Source organism: Alistipes sp. DJF_B185, from assembly GCF_964250025.1.
Taxonomy (GTDB): domain Bacteria; phylum Bacteroidota; class Bacteroidia; order Bacteroidales; family Rikenellaceae; genus Alistipes; species Alistipes finegoldii.
In genome coordinates this window covers 16,345-37,429 of record NZ_CAXUDY010000006.1, presented here as the reverse complement: position 1 = coordinate 37,429, position 21,085 = coordinate 16,345, and the positions used below count along the sequence as shown (strand labels likewise).

The 21,085-nt window shown below is 60.7% G+C and carries 16 protein-coding genes and 1 tRNA gene; 7 read left to right on the top strand and 10 right to left on the bottom strand.

Annotation, left to right across the window (positions count from 1 at the left end):
* The first annotated feature begins 312 nt into the window (after positions 1-312).
* The 4 genes from ACESTR_RS09405 to ACESTR_RS09390 all read left to right on the top strand — a co-directional run bounded on the left by ACESTR_RS09405 (position 313) and on the right by ACESTR_RS09390 (position 4,945).
* Complete coding sequence (locus ACESTR_RS09405) at positions 313-705, top strand: DUF2721 domain-containing protein (RefSeq protein WP_009597509.1); 393 nt, start codon at positions 313-315, stop codon at positions 703-705.
* Positions 706-1,149: 444 nt separating this feature from the next.
* Positions 1,150-2,925 carry a helix-turn-helix transcriptional regulator gene (locus ACESTR_RS09400; RefSeq protein ID WP_262918115.1) on the top strand — a complete coding sequence of 592 codons (1,776 nt, stop codon included), beginning with the start codon at positions 1,150-1,152 and terminating at the stop codon, positions 2,923-2,925.
* Between the two features lie 236 nt (positions 2,926-3,161).
* The gene (locus ACESTR_RS09395; protein WP_161990490.1) at positions 3,162-4,682 is read left to right on the top strand and encodes a fimbrillin family protein; all 1,521 of its coding nucleotides are present in this window, start codon (positions 3,162-3,164) and stop codon (positions 4,680-4,682) included.
* The gene (locus ACESTR_RS09390) at positions 4,631-4,945 is read left to right on the top strand and encodes a hypothetical protein (protein WP_014775132.1); all 315 of its coding nucleotides are present in this window, start codon (positions 4,631-4,633) and stop codon (positions 4,943-4,945) included. The genes ACESTR_RS09395 and ACESTR_RS09390 overlap by 52 nt, the downstream gene beginning before the upstream one ends.
* 178 nt (positions 4,946-5,123) lie before the next feature.
* Here ACESTR_RS09390 and ACESTR_RS09385 read toward each other — a convergent pair whose 3' ends face one another.
* The 7 genes from ACESTR_RS09385 to ACESTR_RS09355 all read right to left on the bottom strand — a co-directional run bounded on the left by ACESTR_RS09385 (position 5,124) and on the right by ACESTR_RS09355 (position 13,263).
* A complete protein-coding gene (locus ACESTR_RS09385; protein WP_217729504.1) occupies positions 5,124-7,343 on the bottom strand; it encodes an inorganic phosphate transporter in 2,220 nt (739 codons plus the stop codon).
* Positions 7,344-7,542: 199 nt separating this feature from the next.
* Positions 7,543-8,991 carry a sensor histidine kinase gene (locus tag ACESTR_RS09380; RefSeq protein ID WP_279063278.1) on the bottom strand — a complete coding sequence of 483 codons (1,449 nt, stop codon included), beginning with the start codon at positions 8,989-8,991 and terminating at the stop codon, positions 7,543-7,545.
* Complete coding sequence (locus ACESTR_RS09375; RefSeq protein WP_009597510.1) at positions 8,969-9,649, bottom strand: response regulator transcription factor; 681 nt, start codon at positions 9,647-9,649, stop codon at positions 8,969-8,971. Before ACESTR_RS09375 ends, ACESTR_RS09380 begins: the two co-directional genes overlap by 23 nt.
* A 93-nt stretch (positions 9,650-9,742) precedes the next feature.
* Positions 9,743-10,807: a bifunctional 3-deoxy-7-phosphoheptulonate synthase/chorismate mutase type II gene (locus ACESTR_RS09370; protein WP_022044049.1), complete on the bottom strand. Its 1,065-nt coding sequence runs from the start codon at positions 10,805-10,807 to the stop codon at positions 9,743-9,745.
* Between the two features lie 124 nt (positions 10,808-10,931).
* Positions 10,932-11,777 carry a prephenate dehydratase gene (locus ACESTR_RS09365; protein ID WP_373179168.1) on the bottom strand — a complete coding sequence of 282 codons (846 nt, stop codon included), beginning with the start codon at positions 11,775-11,777 and terminating at the stop codon, positions 10,932-10,934.
* A 218-nt stretch (positions 11,778-11,995) separates the two neighbouring features.
* Complete coding sequence (locus ACESTR_RS09360) at positions 11,996-12,772, bottom strand: lipopolysaccharide kinase InaA family protein (RefSeq protein ID WP_278433923.1); 777 nt, start codon at positions 12,770-12,772, stop codon at positions 11,996-11,998.
* A 419-nt stretch (positions 12,773-13,191) separates the two neighbouring features.
* Positions 13,192-13,263, bottom strand: a tRNA-Thr gene (locus ACESTR_RS09355).
* A 114-nt stretch (positions 13,264-13,377) separates the two neighbouring features.
* Between ACESTR_RS09355 and ACESTR_RS09350 the strand changes: the two genes are divergently transcribed.
* A complete protein-coding gene (locus tag ACESTR_RS09350; RefSeq protein WP_014775125.1) occupies positions 13,378-14,328 on the top strand; it encodes an NAD-dependent epimerase/dehydratase family protein in 951 nt (316 codons plus the stop codon).
* A gap of 100 nt (positions 14,329-14,428) precedes the next feature.
* Positions 14,429-15,382, top strand: a complete 954-nt coding sequence (locus tag ACESTR_RS09345; protein ID WP_373179166.1) for an alpha/beta hydrolase — start codon at positions 14,429-14,431, stop codon at positions 15,380-15,382.
* A 332-nt stretch (positions 15,383-15,714) separates the two neighbouring features.
* Here the strand turns inward: ACESTR_RS09345 and ACESTR_RS09340 are convergent, their stop codons facing one another.
* The 3 genes from ACESTR_RS09340 to ACESTR_RS09330 form a co-directional block, all read right to left on the bottom strand.
* Positions 15,715-16,788 (bottom strand): hypothetical protein, encoded by a 1,074-nt coding sequence (locus tag ACESTR_RS09340; protein ID WP_014775123.1) that lies wholly within the window; start codon positions 16,786-16,788, stop codon positions 15,715-15,717.
* A 21-nt stretch (positions 16,789-16,809) separates the two neighbouring features.
* Positions 16,810-17,799, bottom strand: a complete 990-nt coding sequence (locus tag ACESTR_RS09335; RefSeq protein ID WP_130062948.1) for a hypothetical protein — start codon at positions 17,797-17,799, stop codon at positions 16,810-16,812.
* A 327-nt stretch (positions 17,800-18,126) separates the two neighbouring features.
* Complete coding sequence (locus ACESTR_RS09330; protein WP_009596759.1) at positions 18,127-19,119, bottom strand: class II fructose-bisphosphate aldolase; 993 nt, start codon at positions 19,117-19,119, stop codon at positions 18,127-18,129.
* A gap of 294 nt (positions 19,120-19,413) precedes the next feature.
* On the opposite strand from ACESTR_RS09330, the gene ACESTR_RS09325 reads away from it, so the two are divergent.
* Entirely contained in the window at positions 19,414-21,027 is a 1,614-nt protein-coding gene (locus ACESTR_RS09325; RefSeq protein ID WP_373179163.1) for a fumarate hydratase, read from the top strand.
* The last annotated feature ends 58 nt before the right edge of the window (positions 21,028-21,085 follow it).

The following is a 21,085-nucleotide window of genomic DNA, read 5'->3' as shown; positions in this document are numbered from 1 at the left end:
GTTTGCCGGGACGGATGCACGCTGTTTTGCCCGACCGGACCTTCGCTGTTTTGCGGGGTGGATGCACGCCGTTTTGCCGGGGCGAACGCTCACTGTTTTGTCGGACCGGGCGCATTGACCGGAATATTTCGTACCTTTGTCCCGGAAGCCGTCCCGTGTTTCTGGCGCCGCACCCGCTAAGATGCACCCCGCTGAGTGCCCACAGAGATGCGTGCCCGGCATGATGCCGCTTCGGCCCTGCCTGAACGCTCTGCGGCCGCGGACCCGAAGCGGCAGGAAACGGCGACCGTAATTCCGCAAAACCGATTCGTCATGGAAGAACTGACTCTTACGACCCCCGCACTGCTCTTTTCAGCCGTCTCGCTGATTCTGCTGGCCTACACCAACCGTTTTCTGTCGTACGCCCAGCTGGTGCGCACGCTCAAGGAGCAGCACCTCCAGCACCCCTCGAAAGTCACCCGCGCGCAGATCGACAACCTGCGCCGCCGCCTGCACCTCACGCGCACGATGCAGATTCTGGGCGTTTCGAGCCTTTTTCTCTGCGTGGTGACGATGTTCCTGCTGTATGTCGGATTTTTCGTCCTTTCGGCCTATGTCTTCGGCGCGGCGTTGCTGCTGCTGATCGGTTCGCTGGGCGTGTCGATCTGGGAAATCCAGATTTCGGTCCGCGCCCTCGAAATCCACCTGCACGACATGGAGAAATAGCCGTAATAACGAAGATGCCGCGACCTCGCGTCGCTGCATCTCCCACTAACCTACTTATGTAACCTAAAACCAACTTGGAAAACCTCGTCCGGTTTTCACACTGCAAATATACGGGGCCGTCGTTACTTTGAAATGACGGCCCCGTTACATTTCCGTTTCACGGGCCGGAGGACATTCCGCCGCAAAACCCCGGCATACCGGGAACCGCAGGCGCGTGGCCGGACGCGGACAGTGCGGTGCGGCCGGACAGGCATGCGGAGATGTGCGGTTCCTGCGCATGAAAGGGTCCGGAATTTCCGTCTCCGTTTTTCGCCCGCTTTCCGGAAGTGCCTTTTCGGATTAAAAAGGCGCATTTCCGTCGGTTTCGGGTTTTTTTATTAATTTAGCGGAGTGAAAACGGTGTGCGCCGGCACTCCGGTCCGGCCCGTTTCCCGATCTTCAGCGATGCTCAGACGTTTGTTCATATTGGCCGCCGTCGTGTCTCTCGGACTTCCTGCCGTCCGCGCGCAGGAGGGTGCGGCTTCGCATGCCGCGGTGATTCAGGCCGATACGCTGCCGGTGTTGCTGGAACGGCTGGAACGGGACCCTGAGGACATAGACCTGCTGGTCGAAATCTGCTCCCAATACACCATGCGGAGCGAATTCGCCGCGATTCATCCCTACGTTTCGCGTCTCCGCAGGGCCGGGGCCGCACACGACGACGAGCGTGCGCTGATGTACGCCGACCTCTTTTCCGGACAGTCCTACCTGCTCGCCGAGGGCAGCGACTCGACCCGCATATACCTCGACCGGGCTTTGATCCGCGGGCGGCAGTGCGAAGACCCGGTGGCCTTGTGCCGGATTTACAATGCGCTGGGAATCTATGCCGTCAGCATCGAAACGAACTATTTCGGCGGCATCGAGTATTTCCTCGAAGCGATGAAGTACGCCCGCAGCGCCTCGCTGAACCGCTTCTATCTGGTGGCGCAGTGCAATCTTGCCAATACGTACTACATGCGCAACGACCCCGCGGGCCTGAAATACGCCGAGGAGGTCTACCGGCTGGGCACCGAGTGGGGTTACGACTACCTCGCTTTCGGCGGTGCGGTCATCAGCGCCTACATGCACTACATGCTCGGCGATCAGAACCGGGCTTTGGAATACATCCTCCGGACGCTTCCCGACACCGATAAATTCGGCTACCACACCGAGCTTTACAGCCTTTACGCCAATATCCTCCATGCGCAGGGCGACGATGCGGGCGCCGAACGCTATTACCTGATGGCGCTCGACCACATCGACGAGAAGGTCGTGACCGCTGCCGTGATGACCTACCTCAGTTACGGAACCTACCTGAACGACCGGGGCGAGTACGCCCGCGCGATTCCGGTGCTCCGGCAGGGCATCGAACTCTCGGAGCGGAGCAACAACGCCGTGCACCGCTATAAGCTCTACCAGCGCATTTCCGAGGCCGAAACCGCGCTGGGCCGCTACCGCGAGGCGCTGGACTATTTCAAGAGCTACCATAGTCAGGCGGACAGCATCTTCAACGTCGAGCGGGAGCGTTCGATCAACGAACTGCGGGTCAAGTACGACGCCGAGCGGCAGGAAAACATGCTGCGCAAGAGCGAAATCGACCTGATCCGCCAGCAGCGCCGATTCCAGCTGCTGCTGTTGCTGCTGCTCTTCGCCGTCGGCATTTCGACGGTGGTCTATATCCTCTACCGGCGCAAGGACAAGATGTACAAGCAGATCGTCCGGCAGCAGTACGAATTTCTGAAAAAGGAGAAAAAGGCCGCGCAGCCGGCCATGCCCCCCCCCGACCCTATTTCCCCGCAGACTGAAAAGCAGTCGCCCGACCGTGACGAACACGCCGTGCGCGACGCCGAACTCTTCGCCCGGATCGAATACCTGATGCAGACGGAAGGCGTCTACCGTCAGAACGACCTGACCATCGAACGGCTCGCCGAGCGGCTCGACACCAACCGCACCTATATCTCCCGTGCGATCAATCAGCAGGCCGGGAAGGCTTTCAGCAGTTATGTCAACAGCTACCGCATCGACGAGGCCGTGCGGCGTCTTTCCGACGTCGACGACGATACGCCGCTGAAGGCGCTTGCCCAGATGCTCGGCTACAACCACCTGCAAACTTTCTATACTTCGTTCCAGAGTGCGATCGGCATGCCGCCGTCTAAGTACCGCGAGAAACTGCTCAAACTCCACCGCGAGCACCAGCTCTGAGCGCAACCCCGTTTTTCGGGGTTTGTTTTTTTTCGGAATTTGTCAATTTTTACGAATTCCGAAAAGCTGCGTTTCATAAATCGTCCGGCTTCTTCTATATTTGCCAATAGGTTGATGAGGCGCTTTGCCCGATGCGGGCGGTGCGTACCCTTTTGGTGATTTTGTCCGGCGGATGTCTGTTTGACGCAGGCGGTGCCGTCCCCGAATCCGTAAGTATTCTTTTAAACGCTGTTCATATGAAAAAAACGTTACTATTCAGCAGTCGATCCTTGTTGACTGCGACTTTGTTCTTCTGCGCCGCTTCGGTCGTCTCCTGCCAGAAGGAGGAGACCGCCGGCGCCGCGCCTTCGTGCGCCGCGATCCGTCTGACCGCCGAGCCGGCGGAGCTCGTCCGGACCAAGAGCGAAACGGACGTCGCCTATGCCTCCCGCTTCGTGGAGGGGGACGCCATCGGCCTCTTCGCCGTGATCCGCACCGATGCCGAGACGCAGGCCTATCCGGCCGCTTCGGGCAACTACATCCAGAATGCCAAATTCGTCCGTCAGGCCGACGGTTCGTGGCGTGAGGAAGGCTCCAAATCCTATTACATGGAGCAGGGGCAGGTCATGGACCTCTATGCCTATTATCCCTATGCCGAAAATGCCGATCCGACGGCGCTCGTCTACGACGCTTCGGTTGCCGAAGCCGACTTCATGACGGCCCGCACGCCGGGATTCAGCGAGCGCGACGGCGAGATCAGACTCGTGTTCCGCCATAAGCTGGCGCTGGCCGAAGCCTTCGTCGCGGACGCCGACAAGCTGGCCGATTACGCCGTGACGGTGCAGGACGTGCGCACGAAAGCCGTCTTCTCGTTGGCGGCCGCGGCCCAAGATGCCGAAATGCAGTCCGTGGACGCCAAGACGGCTTCGGTGGCGATGACGCGCTGCGGCAACGCCTTCCGCGCTTACCTGCCGGCGCAGGAGATCGCCGAAGGCAAGGCCCTGCTGAAGGTCGAGGGCAACGGCTTCGCTGCGTTCGACTATACGCATCCGGGCAAAACCTCGCTGGCCGCCAATCAGGTCCGCAAATTGCTGGTTACGCCCGCTTTCGCCAATCCCGAACTGCTCCCCAACTGTTACGTCGTATCGCCGGGCGAGACGCTCTATATCCCCGTTTCGAAAGCCTTCGGCGTGTGGGGTAAGAACGACGTGCTGGCGGGCGAAGGCGCCGGCATGCTGGGAGCCATGGGCGCCCGCGTAGTCTGGGAGGACGTGCGCTATCTGCTCAACGGCGACGGCAACTGCTACTGGAGCTGGCATATCTGGGCCACAGAGTACGATCCTTCGCAGGTTGCGGGGCAGCAGACCGTCGGCGGCAACGTCTTCATGGACCGCAATCTGGGCGCCACTTCGCTCGTGAAGGGGCCGCAGAGCGCCGGATGCTTCTACCAGTGGGGCCGCAAGGATCCGTTCCAAGGTCCCTATACATGGATGATGTTCCTTAACGGCAATGCCGGCTGGTCGAACGACGGTATCGGCAAGTTTATGACGCTGAGGGGTTTCGCTTCGTCGAATGTGCCCTCCGAGAATCTCGTGGCTTCGGTCCGGCAGCCTTACCGCTATATTGTGGGTGTTTCGGACTGGCTGTCGCCGGCGGTTGGCGGCGAAGACTACCGCTGGAGCAACGCCGACGGTACGAAGGGCGTCTTCGACCCGTGCCCCGACGGGTGGCGCGTACCGTTTCGGGCGCGGGAGCCGCTTCCGCATGGGCCGATCTGAACGGCGTGTGGGATGCGGAGCGTACCGGATGCGTTTTTGCCGAAGGCAACGGGTACTATCCTGCGGCCGGCTATATCAATATCATGTCGGCGTCGGGTTCCGGCGGCGGCGCGGAAGCGGGTACTTCGGGCTACTGCTGGAGCGCATCGTCTGCCGGCAAGAACGGCTATGCGCTGACTTACAGCGTCTCCGCCATCAAAACCGAGGCCGAACCGAGCAAGACATGGGCCTGCCCCGTACGCTGCGTGAAGGATGTCAAATAGCATGCGGATATAGGAAGAAGACCGCCGCCCTTTCGTGGAGCGGCGGTCTTTGTTTTGGCGGCCGTACTGTGTTTTCTGTCCGTTGTTTTTCGTGTGGTGTTTTCTGTGCGGTGTTTTCCGGCCGCTGTCTTCCGGTCGTCCGGTCCGGAATTCTCCGCAGGCCTGTCTTCTGCCGCGCCTATTTTCTGCTTTCGAGGAAGTAGTGCTGCGACTTGAGCAGGTTGCGGGCCTGCAGGATCATCGTCTTGGTTTCGTTGAGGATCGTCAGATAGAGTACGCTGGCCCGCGTGCTGGCTGCCGGGTCGCCGTTGATGCGGCGCAGCTGGTTCTTGATCGCCTCGACGATGGTGTCGAAGAGCTTGTCGCGCATTTCGAGCACCATGTCCAGATCCGAAAAGTCCTTCGTGCGGAGCATGTCGTTGATTTTGTCGAAAATCGCCTCCACCTGATCGTTTACGCGCATCAGATCCACGATCTGCTCCTTCGACAGCCCTTCGTGGTTGTTGTCGATGTGTCCGAACGCAGGACGGGTGATGTGGATCAGCGCCTTGGTCACCTCCGAGAGGTAATCCGTCACCTGCACGTAGAAGTGCCCGGTGTCGATGTCGCACTGCTGCAGGCGGCGCAGCGTCGGCATGATGCCGTATTTGCGGTCGCGGGCCTCTTCGAAGAGCCTGTTCGACGACTGCACCATCTCCTTGAGCACCTTGCGGTTCTCCTTGAAAACGGCGACCAGCGTCCGGTTGTAAATGCGCGTCACCTGCTCCATCGTCGTGCATACTTCGCCGATGCAGACGCAGAGCACTTCGTCCGGAGTCTCGGCCTTGATTACCGGCAGTTCCTCCGCGGCAGCTTTCTCCTCCGGCTTGGTGCGGTGGCTGCGGATGAGCAGCCATGCGCAGAGAGCGACGAGCGTCGTGACGGCGATCCAGCCGCCCCAGAGCAGCAGCAGCGTCACGCAGAGGGCGATCAGGAATCCGCCGAGCGCGGTGATGAACCACCCCGAAATGACGGCCATGACGCCCGTGATGCGGTATACGGCGCTTTCGCGGCCCCACGTCCGGTCTGCGAGCGATGAACCCATAGCCACCATGAAGACCACGTAGGTGGTCGAGAGCGGCAGTTTGTAGGAGGTGCCTATGGCGATCAGGATCGAGGCGGCCGTGAGGTTTACGACGGCGCGGATCATGTCGTAGGGCGCCGACGAACGCTCCTCGGCAGGCAGCGGTTCGAAGCGTCGGTCGATGACTTTCTGCATGCGGTCGGGAATCAGCCCTGTCCATATGGTGTTGAGCGCGAGCGAGGCGCGTACCAGACTGCGCGATACGAAGGTCGAGCCGAACCGCTCGTCGCCCTCGTGCTGCGAGGCGAGTGAAAGCTCGGTTTCGGTGACGTGGCGCGATTTCTTCGAGAAGAAGAGCGTCAGGACCATCACCGCGCCCGACAGCAACAGCAGCAGGAAGTTGGCGCGCGCCGGATTGGCCAGTTCGCCCATCATGATCGACTCGCTGCCCGTTTCGCGGGCGATCTGCCATGCGTCGTAGCTGGCCAGCGGCACGCCGATGAAGTTCACCAGATCGTTGCCTGCGAAGGCCAGCGCCAGCGCGAAGGTGCCTGTGAGGATGGTGATGCGCATGATGTTGAGCCGCATGCGCTGGAAAATCCAGAGCACCACCGACGCCCCGGCCCAGAAGACGAGCAGCGTTACGAGCACGTGCTCGCCGACGTATTCTCCGACCGAAGTCGGAATCAGCCCCGAACTTTTCAGCCCCTTGAACAGCGCGAAGTAGAGGATGCCCGCCAGCGAAATGCCGCACCATACGGCGCCCCAGCGGCGGAACACCTTCGCGTAGCGGAACGAGAAGATGAGCCGCGAAACGTACATGAAGAGCGACCCTGCGGCGAACGCCAGCGCCACCGAGAGCAGGATGGCCGCGATGATGGCCATCGCCTTTCCGGTGTTGATGTACTGCGAGAGGTCCGAAACCGAAGCGGCCGGATCGCCCCAGATGTGGTAGAGTGCCGCGGCGACTCCCGCGCCCAGCAGTCCGAATACCATCGATACGGTGGTCGAGGTGGGCAGTCCGAGGGTGTTGTAAATGTCCAGCAGCAGGATGTTGCCCAGCATCATGCCCAGAAAGAGCATCATGATCTCCGGGAAGGAGAATTGTCCGGGATAGAAGACGCCGCTGCGCGCCACCTCCATCATGCCGCTCGACGTGAGCGTGCCGACGAGGATGCCGGCGGCGGCGATCCAGAGGATGACGCGGCGCGGTGCGGCTTTCGATCCGAGGGCCGAGTTGAGAAAGTTGACCGCGTCGTTGGCCACGCCCACGACGATGCCCATCACGGCCAGCAGGCCCATGACGATGACGATGCTTGTGAATAGAGGACTCATATGGTCGTTTGTCGTTTGTTTTCGGCGGCTCCGTTTTGGCGCTCCGCCGTATGTTTTCGTCCGGTCCTGCATCCGTTTTCCGGAGGAGGCTTTCACCCGCCGTCTTGGGCGGAGATCGCCGCCCTGCGGTGCGGGCCGGTCTTTCCGGTGCAAAGGAACGAAACGGATGTTACAAACGTGTTACGGACGGGTTGCGGCTCTATGAATGTTTGCGCAGGGTGAAGGTGAATTCCAGTCCGCCGCGCTCCGAGTTGCGGACCGAGATCGTGCCGCCGTGCATCATCACGGCGTTTTTGACGATCGCAAGCCCCAGCCCCGTGCCGCCCAGCTTGCGCGAACGCCCCTTGTCGATGCGGTAGAAGCGTTCGAAAATGTGGGGCAGGTGTTCTTCCTCCACGCCGATGCCGTTGTCGGCGAACTGCAGCGTGTACTGCTCCGGCGAGTTGTCCAGCAGGCGGATGAAAATGTCGCGTCCGCCCGAATAGGCCGCGGCGTTGTCCGCGAGGTTGCGGAACACCGAACCCAGCAGCGAGGGGCTGCCCTCCATTTCGAGCGGATAGGGGAAGTCGCAGTTCACGCGCAGCCGCTGCCCTTCGGGCCGGAGCTGCATGTCGGCGCGGATTTCGTCCACGATGTCGTTCAGCACGACACGCTCCTTGCGGATCAGCTGGCTCGCCTCGTCCATGCGCGTGACGGTCGAGATGTCGGCGAGCAGGCTGCGCAGCCGCGCCACCTGCGCGCAGCTCTTTTCGAGGAACGCCGTGCGCTTCTCCGCTCCGAGCCCCGGATTGTCCAGCAGAGTTTCCAGATACCCCTGAATCGCTGCCACGGGCGTTTTCAGTTCGTGGTTGATGTTGTTCGTGAGTTGTTTCTTGATGCGGATTTTCTCCTGCTGTTCGTGCAGCGCCAGCGCATGTTCGCGGTCGCGGTCGGCCGTGGTGCGCTGCAGGCGGGCGTACAGCCGGATGATATGGCTCGATATGTCGCCCAGCTCGTCGTGCGGAAAGACCGCCTGCTCGTCGATCCGCTCGCCCCGCTCGGCGCGCTGGGCGAAATCTCTCAGCCGCGTGATGTTGTGTCCCAGCCGGCGGGTCGCGAAGTAGGCCGCCACGCTCATCAGCAGCGTGACGCCCAGCATGAACCACAGAAATTCGCGGTCTGCGGCCAGCACTTCGCGGAGCGTTATCGAATAGGGCACGGCCGAGCGGACGACGACCCCGCCGTCGGACATGGCCGAATAGAAATAGTAGAGGTCGGTGCTCTCCGAATGGCGGCGGATCGTGAATCCCGTGCCGCGGGCGAGGGCTTCGGCGACTTCGGGGCGGTCGAGGTGGTTGGTTTCCGGAAGGCTGCCGGCCGAATTGTCGAAGGTGACGCGCCCGGCGGCGTCGATCACCGTCACGCGCAGGTCGCCGAACGGTTCGTCGCGTGCGGCGATGAACTCCTCAGGCGTCGCGCCGTCGGCGAGGGCGTCGAGCATCCGCAGGTTGAAGAGCTGCAGGCGGGTGTCGAGCCGTTCGGCCTTGAACTGCTTTTCGCGGCCGTACTGAAAGACGATGAAGCAGGCGACCAGCGCCCACGAAAACGCGAGCAGCAGCAGGAAGAGCCGCCGGTGGTAGGAGAGGCTACTCCTCAAACCCGTACCCATAGCCCAGACGTGTTACGATGTGATCTCCGTAGACGCCGATTTTGCGTCGCAGCCGCGTGATATTGACGTCGATGGTGCGGTCCAGCACGATTACCTCGTCGCTCCAGACCTGATGCAGTATCTCCTCGCGCGAAAAGATTCTGCCGCGGTTCGAAAGCAGCAGGGCGAGTATCTCGAACTCTTTTTTTGTCAGGGCCAGCGGCGTTCCGTCCACGGTGCAGATTTTGCGGACGAGGTCCATGTGCAGCCCTTCGAACGCGATCGCCCTGCTCTGGCCCTCCTGCGGTGCGGTGCGGCGCAGCACGGAGCGCACGCGGGCCAGCACTTCGCGCACGGAGAAAGGCTTGGCGATATAGTCGTCGGCTCCGATGTTGAGCCCCGCGACCGTGTCGTCCTCGGTGTCTTTGGCCGTGCAGAAGATGATCGGCACGGCGGCCGTTTCGGGCTGCGCCCGGAGCTGCCGGGCCATCTTGAATCCGCTCATCTCGCCCATCATGACGTCGAGCAGAATCAGCGAATAACGTTCGGGGTGCATGCCGAGGGCCTGTTCGGCGCTGTACGCCGTATCGACTTCGTAACCCTCGACTTCGAGATTGAACTGAAGAATCTCGCAGAGGGATTCCTCGTCGTCCACCACAAGGATTTTGTGCTTTGTCATAACTGTTACGGATTGGTATCCGCATCAAAAGTACGTAACAATCCCTTTATTGCGTGGTCCCCGCCGAATATTTAACCGAAATGTAACAGCCCGTCATTCGCCCAGCACCTGCATCTGCTGGCGGATCGACTCCTCGTGGATGGCCTGCAGCACCGAGCGCATGAATTCGCGGTCCATGCCCAGCTGTACGGCCTGCTCCGCGCGTCGCGCCAGCAGGTCTTCGTAACGTTTGGCCTGCAGGATCGGCATGTTGTGCTCTTTCTTGTACTGTCCGATGTCGCGCGATACCCGCATGCGGCGCACGAGCAGTTCGAGCAGTTCGTCGTCGAGCTTGTCGATCTGCGAACGCAGTTCCGAAAGGCTCTCCGTCGTGGTGTTGGCTTCGCGGATCACCAGACTGCGGCAGATGTAGGCCAGACCCTGCGGCGTCACCTGCTGGGCCTTGTCGCTCCACGCGCAGTCGGGCGAACAGTGCGCTTCGACGATCAGCCCGTCGAATCCGAGGTCCATGGCCTGCTGCGAAAGCGGCGCGATCAGTTCGCGGCGGCCTCCGATGTGGCTGGGGTCGCAGAAGATCTGCAGGCCCGGCAGGCGGCGGTGCAGCTCGATGGGGATCGACCACATCGGATGGTTGCGGTAGAGACTCTTGTCGATCGACGTGAAGCCGCGGTGAATGCCCCCCAGACGGCGGATGCCGGCGTTGTAGATGCGCTCCACGCCGCCGATCCACAGTTCGAGGTCCGGACTCACGGGATTCTTGACCAGCACCGGAATGTCGTGGCCGCGCAGCGCGTCGGCGATCTCCTGCATGGCAAAGGGGTTGGCCGTGGTGCGGGCGCCGATCCAGATCATGTCGATGCCCCCTTCCAGCGCCGCCATGACATGCTTGCGCGTGGCGACCTCGGTGGCGGTGTACATCCCTGTTTCGCGTTTTACGCGCTGGAGCCATGCCACGCCTTCGGCACCCACGCCCTCGAACCCTCCGGGTTTGGTGCGGGGCTTCCAAAGTCCGGCGCGGAAAATCCGCACGCCTTCGGCGGCCAGTTCGCGGGCGGTTTCGATCACCTGCTCTTCGGTTTCGGCGCTGCACGGTCCCGCGATGACCAGCGGGCGCCGGGGATCGAGTCCCGGAAAATTGATGGGTTGCAAATCTTTCATATCAGTTCTGTTTGAATTATTGTCGTTTGTCTTGTCTCTGTCTTTTCGCGTCATTCGCAGCCTGCCGCCTCGTTTGCGTCTCTGTCCCCGCCCGCCGCGAAAATCGGGTCCTATGTCCTTCCGCTCAGATTTCGGGATTGGGATATTCGGCATATTCGCCCAGAATCCGGAAATCGCTGGTCAGCGGCCGGGCCGCATCGACCGCCTGCCGGTACCGCATCGGGTCGTCGAAGGTCACGTCCACGTAAAACCGGTATTCCCATTCGCGTCCGATGATCGGCAGCGACTGTATTTTCGTGAGGTTGATTCCGTAGAAGGATAACAGCGTCAGCACTTTCGAGAGGCTCCCCTGCGCGTGGGGCAGTGTGAATACCAAAGACGCTTTGTCGGTGCGGGCCGGATCGGTGAACTCCGCCGCGCGGCTGCGGTCGGCCAGTACCAGAAAACGGGTGAAGTTGTGCTTGTTGGTCTCGATGCCGCGTTCGAGGATTTCGAGTCCGTAGAGTTCCGCGGCTTCGGCGCCGCAGATGGCCGCCGTGCCGGCGAGCCGCTGGCCGGCGATTTCGCGGGCGCTTCCCGCCGTGTCGTCGCGCTCGACGACTTTCATCGCGGGCCGGGCCTTGAGGTATTCGCCGCACTGCATCAGGGCGATCGGGTGCGAATGCACCTCGCGGATGTCTGTGACCCGCTGTCCCGGAAGCGCCGCCAGCACGTGCGAGATGCGGAGCTTGTACTCGCCGATGACCGCCAGCGTGCTGCGGCGCAGCAGTTCGTGGTTGGGCAGCAGGCTTCCGGCAATGGTGTTCTCGATGGCCGCCACTCCCAGCAGCTCGGCGTCGGCCGCCATGCAGGCGAACTGCTCGTCGAAACTCACGCAGGGCAGCACCTCGACCTCTTCGCCGGGGAAACTTCCGTGCGCCGCGGTCTCGTGGAAACAACCCGCTATCCCCTGTATCGTTATCCGTTTCATCTTCTGAATCGCATTAAAAAATCCCGCTCTTCTACAGAACGGGATCCTTCGTGTTTTCACTCTATTGTTTTATACAGTTAATTGCATGCCATCCCGCTTCTTCCCTTGCTATAAAAGAAAAAGTAAAAGAAATAATATGCAAAACCGTAAAGTCTCATTGTCTCCTTGGTGGATTAACCTCTGGCAAATGTAGTGAAATATTCCCGGAATCCAAATTTTCAGCCCTGTTTTTTGCCTGCCGCGGCCAGTTTGCGTGCTTTGAAACGCTTCTTGAACTGCTGGCGGCGTCCGAACAGAAGCCTGAAAAACGTGCCCCGCAGCAGCGTGTCGTCCATATCCCACTGCCGCGTTTCGGCGTAGCGGTCGAGGATGTATAGAAACGCCACGGCCGGGCAGCTCAGCCGCCGCAGGTTGATCATGCACTCGTCGGGGCGTAGCGGCCGCCGGAGGAATTTCATGCGGTTTATGTCGATCAGCTGGAAATCGTAGCGTCCCGTTGCTTCGTCGTGCCGCCAGAGGATGTTGGTCTGATTGAAATCCTCGTGGCAGATCCCTTTTTCGTGCAGCCGGACGGTGAAACGGGCGAATGCTGCGAGCACGGGCAGCGAATCGGAGGTCGGGAACCGTTCCGTAGCCGCCGTGAGCGGTGTGAAGTCCGACCGGCGGGATACGAAATAGGTCTCCGTTATCAGCCCGCTGCGGCGGTATTCGCTCCATGCGACGGGTTCGGGCGTGTCGATTTCCAGCTCGCGCAGGCGCAGGGCGTGTTCGTAGGCGCGGCGGGCCTTGCTCTTGCGGAAAAACGAGTACATGACGGCATTGAACGCGCTGGGCCGTTTGTAACGCTTGACCACGAGCCGTTCGCCTCCGATGTCGAAGGCGCGTATCTGATTGCGGCCGTCATGAAGCACTTCGCCCGACACCGGGAAAAGCTCCGGAAGCTGCCGGACGAACTGCCGCAGGTGTTCCATGCCGGGATTGACCGTAATTTTCATGTCCGTATTCATTTACACGGCAAAGTTACGGCAAACGATCGGTTTGGATAGTCCATTTTGGGCGCAGTATTGGCTGATTGGGTGGCAATCGGGCTTCGGATTGTTTGTTTTGTCGCTTTTCGTCTGCCTGAAGTGACCGCCCCTTCCGGAGACTTCCGCATGGGACGCGGCGTCTCGGCGGCCGGCGGACCCCAGCGTGCGTCTCCGCATTTGGCATCTCGGCAGCCTGCCCACCCCAGCGTGCATCTCCGCATTTGGCGTCTCGGCAGCCAACGCCCCCTCCCGGCCTGCATCTTTCGCATTGGGCATCTCCGCAGCCGGCGGACCGCTGCCGTCCGCTCCGCCTGTTCCCTGACGGCCTTCAGGCCTTTCCGCTGAAATGAAAAAAGGATTACGTGTCACGTAATCCTTGCTTTGCGAGCTGTTGACGAGGATTGAACTCGTGACCTCTTCCTTACCAAGGAAGTGCTCTACCACTGAGCTACAACAGCAACATTTCTCATTCGAGTGGTGCAAAAGTACATAAGAAAAATGAAAAGACCAAAAATTTGTGCGGTTTTCACAATTATTTTCTATCTTTACTTTTGAATTATAACTCTAAACCCATGAAACGTATACTGATAATAGGCGCCGGAGGCCAGATAGGTTCCGAGCTGACGGTTTACCTGCGCAAAATCTACGGCGACCGCAACGTCGTCGCCACCGACATGCGCGAATGCAAGGCTCTCGGCGAAGCGGGGCCTTTCGAAGTGCTCAACGCCCTCGACGCTACGGCCATGGCCTCGGTGGTCGCCCGTTACCATATCGACTCGATCTTCAACCTCGTGGCGCTGCTCTCGGCCGTTGGCGAGCGCAATCCCCAGATGGCGTGGAACGTCAACATGGGTGCGCTGAACAACTCGCTCGAAGTGGCCCGCCAGCACCACTGCGCGCTCTTCACGCCCAGCTCGATCGGCGCCTTCGGCCCCACCTCGCCCAAGGACCGGACCCCGCAGGATACCATCATGCAGCCCACGACGATCTACGGCATCTGCAAGGTCACGGGCGAAATGCTGGGCAACTACTACCACCACAAATACGGCGTCGATACCCGCTCGGTGCGTTTTCCGGGCATTATTTCGAACGTCACGCTGCCCGGCGGCGGCACGACCGACTATGCGGTCGAGATCTACTACGAGGCCATCCGCTCCGGGCGGTTCACCTGCCCCGTGCCGCCGGACGTCTATATGGACATGATCTACATGCCCGACGCGCTGCGCGCCTGCGTCGAACTGATGGAGGCCGATCCCGCGAAACTCGTTCACCGCAACAGCTTCAACATCGCCTCGATGAGCTTCACGCCGGAGATCATCTGCGCCGAGATCAGGAAGCGTCTGCCCGATTTCACGATGGATTACGACGTCGATCCCGTCAAGAAGGAGATCGCCGAGAGCTGGCCCAATTCGCTGGACGACACCTGCGCCCGCGAGGAGTGGGGCTGGAAACCCGAATGGGACCTTTCGCGCATGACCGACGACATGCTGGCGCACATCCGGACGAAACTGGCGGCCGAATGAGTCGGCGCAGCGGCGCCCTGAGATACCCCGTGTCTCCGGGACCTCTTCGAGTTGGGACGGCGCGCCGCTCTCCGGGAGTGCGGACCTGTAACCGAAAGTTATGACGACGAGACGGATTTTACGGATCATAGCCCTTTTTGTGCTGTTGCTGATAGCTGCTGTTATCGGCGGGAGTTTCTACATGCTCGGCTTCTCGCTGCGCCCTGAAGAGACGATGCGGGCGAAAAATGCGACGGCCTATGAATATATGTACGCCGAGTATCCTTTCCTGCGTCCGTGGACGGACAGCCTCGAACGGGCCGGAGCGTTGCGCGATACGGTGATCGTCGATCCGCAGGGCGTGCGGCTCCATGCGCTCTACGCCGCGGCTCCCGAACCGACCGACCGCACGGCCGTCATCGTCCATGGATATACCGACTGCGCCGTGCGGATGCTGATGATCGGCTACCTCTATAATCACGACCTGCGTTACAACGTGCTGCTGCCCGACCTGCACTACCACGGGCGGAGCGAAGGCCGGGCGATCCGCATGGGCTGGCTCGACCGGCTGGATGTGCTGCGCTGGATGGAGGTCGCCGACACCCTCTTCGGCGGCAATACGCAGATGGTCGTTCACGGTATCTCGATGGGCGCCGCCACGACGATGATGGTTGCGGGCGAGTCGCAGCGCCCCTATGTGAAGTGTTTTGTCGAGGACTGCGGCTACACGAGCGTCTGGGACGAGTTCTCGAACGAGCTGAAAACCTCGTTCGGACTTCCCGCATTCCCGCTGATGTACACTGCGAGCTGGCTCTGTGATCTAAAATACGGCTGGAATTTCCGCGAGGCTTCGGCGCTGGCGCAGGTGGCCAAGTGCGAACTTCCGATGCTCTTCATCCACGGCGACGCCGACGATTACGTGCCTACGTGGATGGTCTATCCGCTCTATGAAGCCAAGCCGGGCGAAAAGGAGCTGTGGCTCGTTCCCGGAGCCGGACACGCCTACTCCTACCGGGACAACAGGGAGGAATACACCGCCGTCGTCCGGGCGTTCGTCGGAAAATACGTCCGCTGATTCCGCGGCCGCCCGGTCCGTGCTGGAGCCGTAACCGCCTCGGACCGCATGGACTCCGATCGGTCGCAGGAGACCGGTCCGCCGATCCGACAACGGCTGCGGTCCCGATAACAGTGCTGGCCTGACAACGGTGCAGCCCTCAAAGGGACCGCAGCTCTGAAAACGGTGCCGAACCCGAAATCGGCTGCGGTCCTGACAACGGTGCGCCCCGCATGAAACCCCAAGGCCGGAACTTCTCTGAAGTTCCGGCCTTGACATCTTCCGGATTTGCGGACCGTTCCCGGAAGTGCCGGGAAGAGGGGCGGCCGCGAAAATCCGCCTATCCGGGGCGCCTAATTGGAGGCGAGCTTTTTCACCGTTCCGGAGAACGATCCCGTCACCAGATAGGGCATCGGGTGGTCGTCGCCCGTCGAGAACGACACTTCGTAGTCCGTTCCGTTCGACGTTTTCAGGGTCAGCGAACCGTTGGTCATCGGGGCATGGGGCGTGCGGCCGCTGTAGAACCACGTGTTCACGGCCCGGAGATTTCCGCCGCCGAGCTCTTCCCGTGTGCCGGGCAGGAAGCCGGGCGTGTCGTCCGAGGTCGCTTTGTAGGTGCCCGACGGAATGTATTCCTGCCCCGGAGCCGTTTTCAGCCTGAACCAGAGGTAGTAACCCGTCGCGCCCTGCGTCGCGTAGCACTCCTTTTCGTAGAAGTGCAGGTCCCAGCGGTCGTACCGGGCCGTACATTCGTCCGTGATCTTCTTGATCGAAACCACCGGCGCGTCGGCGTTCATCGCATAGTCGGCATTCAGTTTCGAGTCGCCGCGGTAAGAGTCGTTTATGCGGTTTTCGAATTCGAGCGCTCCGCGGTAGCTGACGCGCAGCGTGCTGTCGTCTTCGTCGATGAACTCCGCCTTGATCGTGGTGATGCCGTTGTCGGTCTTGATTCGCATCTTTCCGCCGACGATGGCGTGGGGCGTTGTGGAACCCTCCTCTTCGTCAGGCTCGTTCCAATAGGTGCCGAACAGAGCCGGCATGCCGAAGGAATCGGTTCCGAGAAATCCCTCGATGAATACGCCTGCCTTGTTGTCGGTGGATTTGCCGATGGTGTATTCGCCGTCCAGCGGACGCGCGCTTTTCGGATCGGTCGCCAGTACGCTCAGGAAGTCGATGTCGAGCCGGTACTTGTAGGGCGCGGCATCGGCCTGATCGAGGTCTGCGTCGGTCAGCACCAGATAGTAGTCGCCGGCCGCGTCGCCCCAGTAGGTGTGGTAATAGGTGCCGTAGGCGTGGGGGAGTGCGAGGTAATCGGGATCGGTCTCTTTGCCGTCTCCGCCGTTTTCATTGTCGTCGTTGCTGCATGCGGCGAAGGCCGTCAGGGCCAGCGCGGCGGTCAGGAGCAGTGATTTTCTGAAGATCTGCATAGGTCGTAACGTATTTGGGGATTAGTTTTTGAATCCGGGTTTTCCGGTGTAGGTGAACGAAAACGTCTCTTCGGCCCCGTCGTCGCGGAGCGTTCCCTCTATCTTCCAGCTTTCGCCGACAGTCGAGACGGTGAACGATCCCGACGTGGCGACGTAGGTGGCTTCGTCTGTTTTCCAGTAGGTGCCGGCGGCCCGGCCGCTCTGGGAGATGTAGCCTGAGCGGAACGTGAAGGTTTCGTTGGCGTATTTTCCCGCTTCCGAGCGCAGGTCGATCGTGTATTTGCCGTCGCTGGGCAGCGGCGCCGCTGGATCGGCGGCCGGCACGCTGCGGAGCTGCGAATGCAGTTCGACCCTTTCGTTGCCGCCGCGGAGCATGTAAGTGTCGGCCGCAATGCCGTAGTCGTCGGGATAGTAGTCGCCGAAGACCATCGACAGCCGTTCGTACACGACCGGGTCTTCCTCCCCGGATTCGTTTGCGAAGGCCAGCGCGCCGCTCCACGAGAACGAGAGGGTGGTTTTGTCTCCGTCGGTCACCTCTCCCGACAGGGTGAAGGTCCCGTCGCCCGATGCCGCGGGCGCGAGCGTCATGCTGCCCGCACGGATCGCGAACTTCGTTTTCTGCCCGGCCTGATTCGCGCTCCGGACCTCGACGCCGCTTTTGACGGTTTCCCACGAGGATGCCTCCGGCGCGAACGTTCCCGCCCGGCGGGTCTCCGCCGCCGTGTAAACGCCCGCTTCGGGCATCGCGGCGGAGGGTTTGGGGGCTTTGACGCTCGTCAGATCCGCCTCCAGCACGTCTCCGTCCGCATTGGTCAATGTCAGACGGTAATTGCCCTCTCCGGTTTGGTATTTGTCTCCGAGGTAAACCGCCTGCGAGACGGTCGAGAACTCGATGGTATAATTTACGGCCCGCACGGGCGGCTCCTTCTCCTTGTCGTCGGAACAGGACGCGGAAGACAGTACTGCGGCCGCCAGCAGCGGCAGCAGCAAGGTTTTTTCTATTCTCTCCATAATTAACCTGATTTGATTGTGATTGGTCCGGCATCGGCATAGTGCCGCTCGGCAGCAAAAATAGAAATACCCCCTTTCTTGTCAAAACAAAGCCGGGGGTCAAATCGGGTGTGGGGCGTTGCTGTTAAGTACTTGTTATTTAGTCCGATGACTCTGTCCGGTCCCGCCCGGACCGGGGTATATCCGATGTCTCCGCGTCGCTTTGCGTCCGGAATTCCGCGCCCTTGCGACTCTTTTCTCCGGAGCTGCCGTTTTCCGGCAACGCATGCCGGAAACGAAAGAAACCCGGTCTCGAAAGACCGGGTTTCTTTGTCGGAATGTTGCGGATTAAGCCTTGCCGGCCGAACCCAGCACGCTCTCGCACTTGTGCATGTAGAGTTTCTTCAGCTCGTCGCGGGCCGGACCCAGATATTTGCGGGGGTCGAACTCGGCGGGCTGGTCTACGAAGATCTTGCGGATGGCTGCGGTCATCGCCAGACGGCCGTCCGAGTCGATGTTGATCTTGCAGACGGCGCTCTTGGCAGCCTTGCGGAGCTGCTCTTCGGGAATGCCTACGGCATCCTTCAGCGCACCGCCGTGCGTGTTGATGATCTTCACGTACTCCTGCGGAACCGACGACGATCCGTGCAGCACGATGGGGAAGCCCGGAAGCTCCTTCTCGATCTCGGCCAGAATGTCGAAACGCAGTTCGGGCGGAACGAGGATGCCCTCGGCGTTGCGGGTGCACTGTTCGGGCTTGAACTTGTTGGCGCCGTGCGAGGTGCCGATCGAGATGGCCAGCGAATCTACGCCGGTCTTGGATACGAAATCCACGACGTCCTTGGGATCGGTGTAGGTGTGGTGCTCGGCCGAAACCTCGTCCTCCACACCGGCCAGTACGCCCAGCTCGCCTTCTACCGTCACGTCGAACTGGTGTGCGTAGTCGACCACCTGCTTGGTGAGCGCCACGTTCTCCTCATAGGGGAGGTGCGAACCGTCGATCATCACCGACGAGAAGCCCATGTCGATGCAGCTCTTGCAAAGCTCGAACGAGTTGCCGTGGTCGAGGTGCAGAACGATCGGAATGTTCTTGCCCAGCTCCTTGGCATATTCGACGGCGCCCTGAGCCATGTAGCGGAGCAGGGTCTGGTTGGCGTACTTGCGCGCGCCCGACGACACCTGAAGAATTACCGGCGACGAAGCCTCCACGCAAGCCTGAATGATGGCCTGCATCTGCTCCATGTTGTTGAAGTTGAATGCCGGGATGGCATAACCGCCCTTGATGGCCTTTGCGAACATCTCACGGGTGTTCACAAGACCCAAATCTTTGTAGGATACCATAGTAATTTAATTTATGCAGTGAATTGTTTCTCTCGAAAAACCGCACAAATTTAATAAATATTCTAATTAATTGCGCCTGTTCGGGCTATTTTATTCGCCTTTTTGTGAAAAAAATAACAGACGGCCGGAAATTGTTGCGCAATCCGGATTGTTTTTTGTATTTTTGCATGGCTTTAGCTCCGGGGGATTCCCGAATCGCGGACGGGCTTCCGCGCCCCGCGGCGGCCGAAGCGTCGGGGCGGACTGCAAGGATTGCAAGGATATTGATACTACAAACATAAACAAACTACCATTATGGCTGACTTTATTTATCAGGAGCCGTTCCCCGTGGGGGAGGACAAAACCGAGTACCGTCTTTTGACGAAGGATTACGTGAAGGTCGTCGAGTGCGACGGACGTAAAATCCTGAAGGTGGACCCCGCGGGTCTCGAACTGCTGTCGAAGGCCGCCTACGGCGACGTGTCGTTCTATCTGCGCGCCTCGCACCTGCAGAAGCTGCGCAACATCCTCGAAGATCCCGAAGCTACCGACAACGACAAGTTCGTGGCCTACACCATGCTGCTGAATCAGGTCGTTGCGGCCGAGGGCGAGCTGCCGACCTGTCAGGATACCGGCACGGCCATCTGCATCGGCCATAAGGGCGAGGACGTCTACACGGGCGCCGACGACGCCGCGTGCATCTCGAAAGGCGTTTACGAAACCTACAAGGAGCGCAACCTGCGCTATTCGCAGGTCGTGCCCTTCACGATGACCGACGAGAAGAATTCGGGCACCAACCTGCCGGCCCAGATCGACATCTACGGCGGCCGTCCGGGCATGGAATACGAATTCCTCTTCATCACCAAGGGCGGCGGCTCGGCCAACAAAACCTTCCTCTACCAGCAGACCAAGGCGCTGCTGAACGAGGAGTCGCTCACGAAATTCATCAAACAGCATATCTTCGACCTCGGCACGTCGGCCTGCCCGCCCTACCACCTCGCGATCTGCATCGGCGGCACGTCGGCCGAAATGTGCCTTTCGACCGTGAAGAAGGCCTCGGCCGGCTACCTCGACGAGCTGCCCACTTCGGGCAACGAGGGAGGCCGCTGCTTCCGCGACCTCGAATGGGAGGAGAAGGTGCTCAGGATCTGTCAGGAGAGCGGCGTCGGCGCGCAGTTCGGCGGCAAGTACCTCGTACACGACGTGCGCGTGATCCGCGCCCCGCGCCATGCGGCTTCGTGCCCCGTGGCCATCGGCGTCAGCTGCTCGGCGGACCGTAACATCAAGGCCAAGATCACGCCCGACGGCATCTTCCTCGAAGCGCTGGAGAAGAACCCCGCCCGCTTCCTGCCCGCCGAGGCGCCCGCCATGTCGCCCGCCGTGGACATCGACCTCGACGAAGGCATGGACAAGGTCCGCGAAATCCTTACCAAATATCCGATCAAGACGCGCCTGAACCTGAAGGGCACGCTGATCGTGGCGCGCGACATCGCCCACGCCCGCATCAAGCAGATGCTCGACGAGGGCAAGCCCATGCCCGAATACTTCAAGAAGCACCCGGTGTACTACGCGGGTCCGGCCAAGACGCCGGAGGGCATGGCTTCGGGCTCGTTCGGCCCCACGACGGCCGGACGCATGGACCCCTACGTGGATCTGTTCCAGTCGCACGGCGGTTCGCTGGTGATGGTGGCCAAGGGCAATCGCTCGCAGCAGGTCACCGACGCCTGCCGCAAGCACGGCGGTTTCTACCTCGGTTCGATCGGCGGCCCGGCGGCTATTCTGGCCAAGAACTCGATCAAGTCGGTCGAGGTCGTGGACTTCCCCGAACTGGGCATGGAGGCTGTCCGCAAGATCTACGTCGAGAACTTCCCGGCGTTCATCATCGTCGACGACAAGGGCAACGACTTTTTTGCCGATTTCAAACATTAAAAAACGGCCCGGAGATATACTAACGGGCAAAAGTTTACGTTGTAAAATCTGAAGAAAG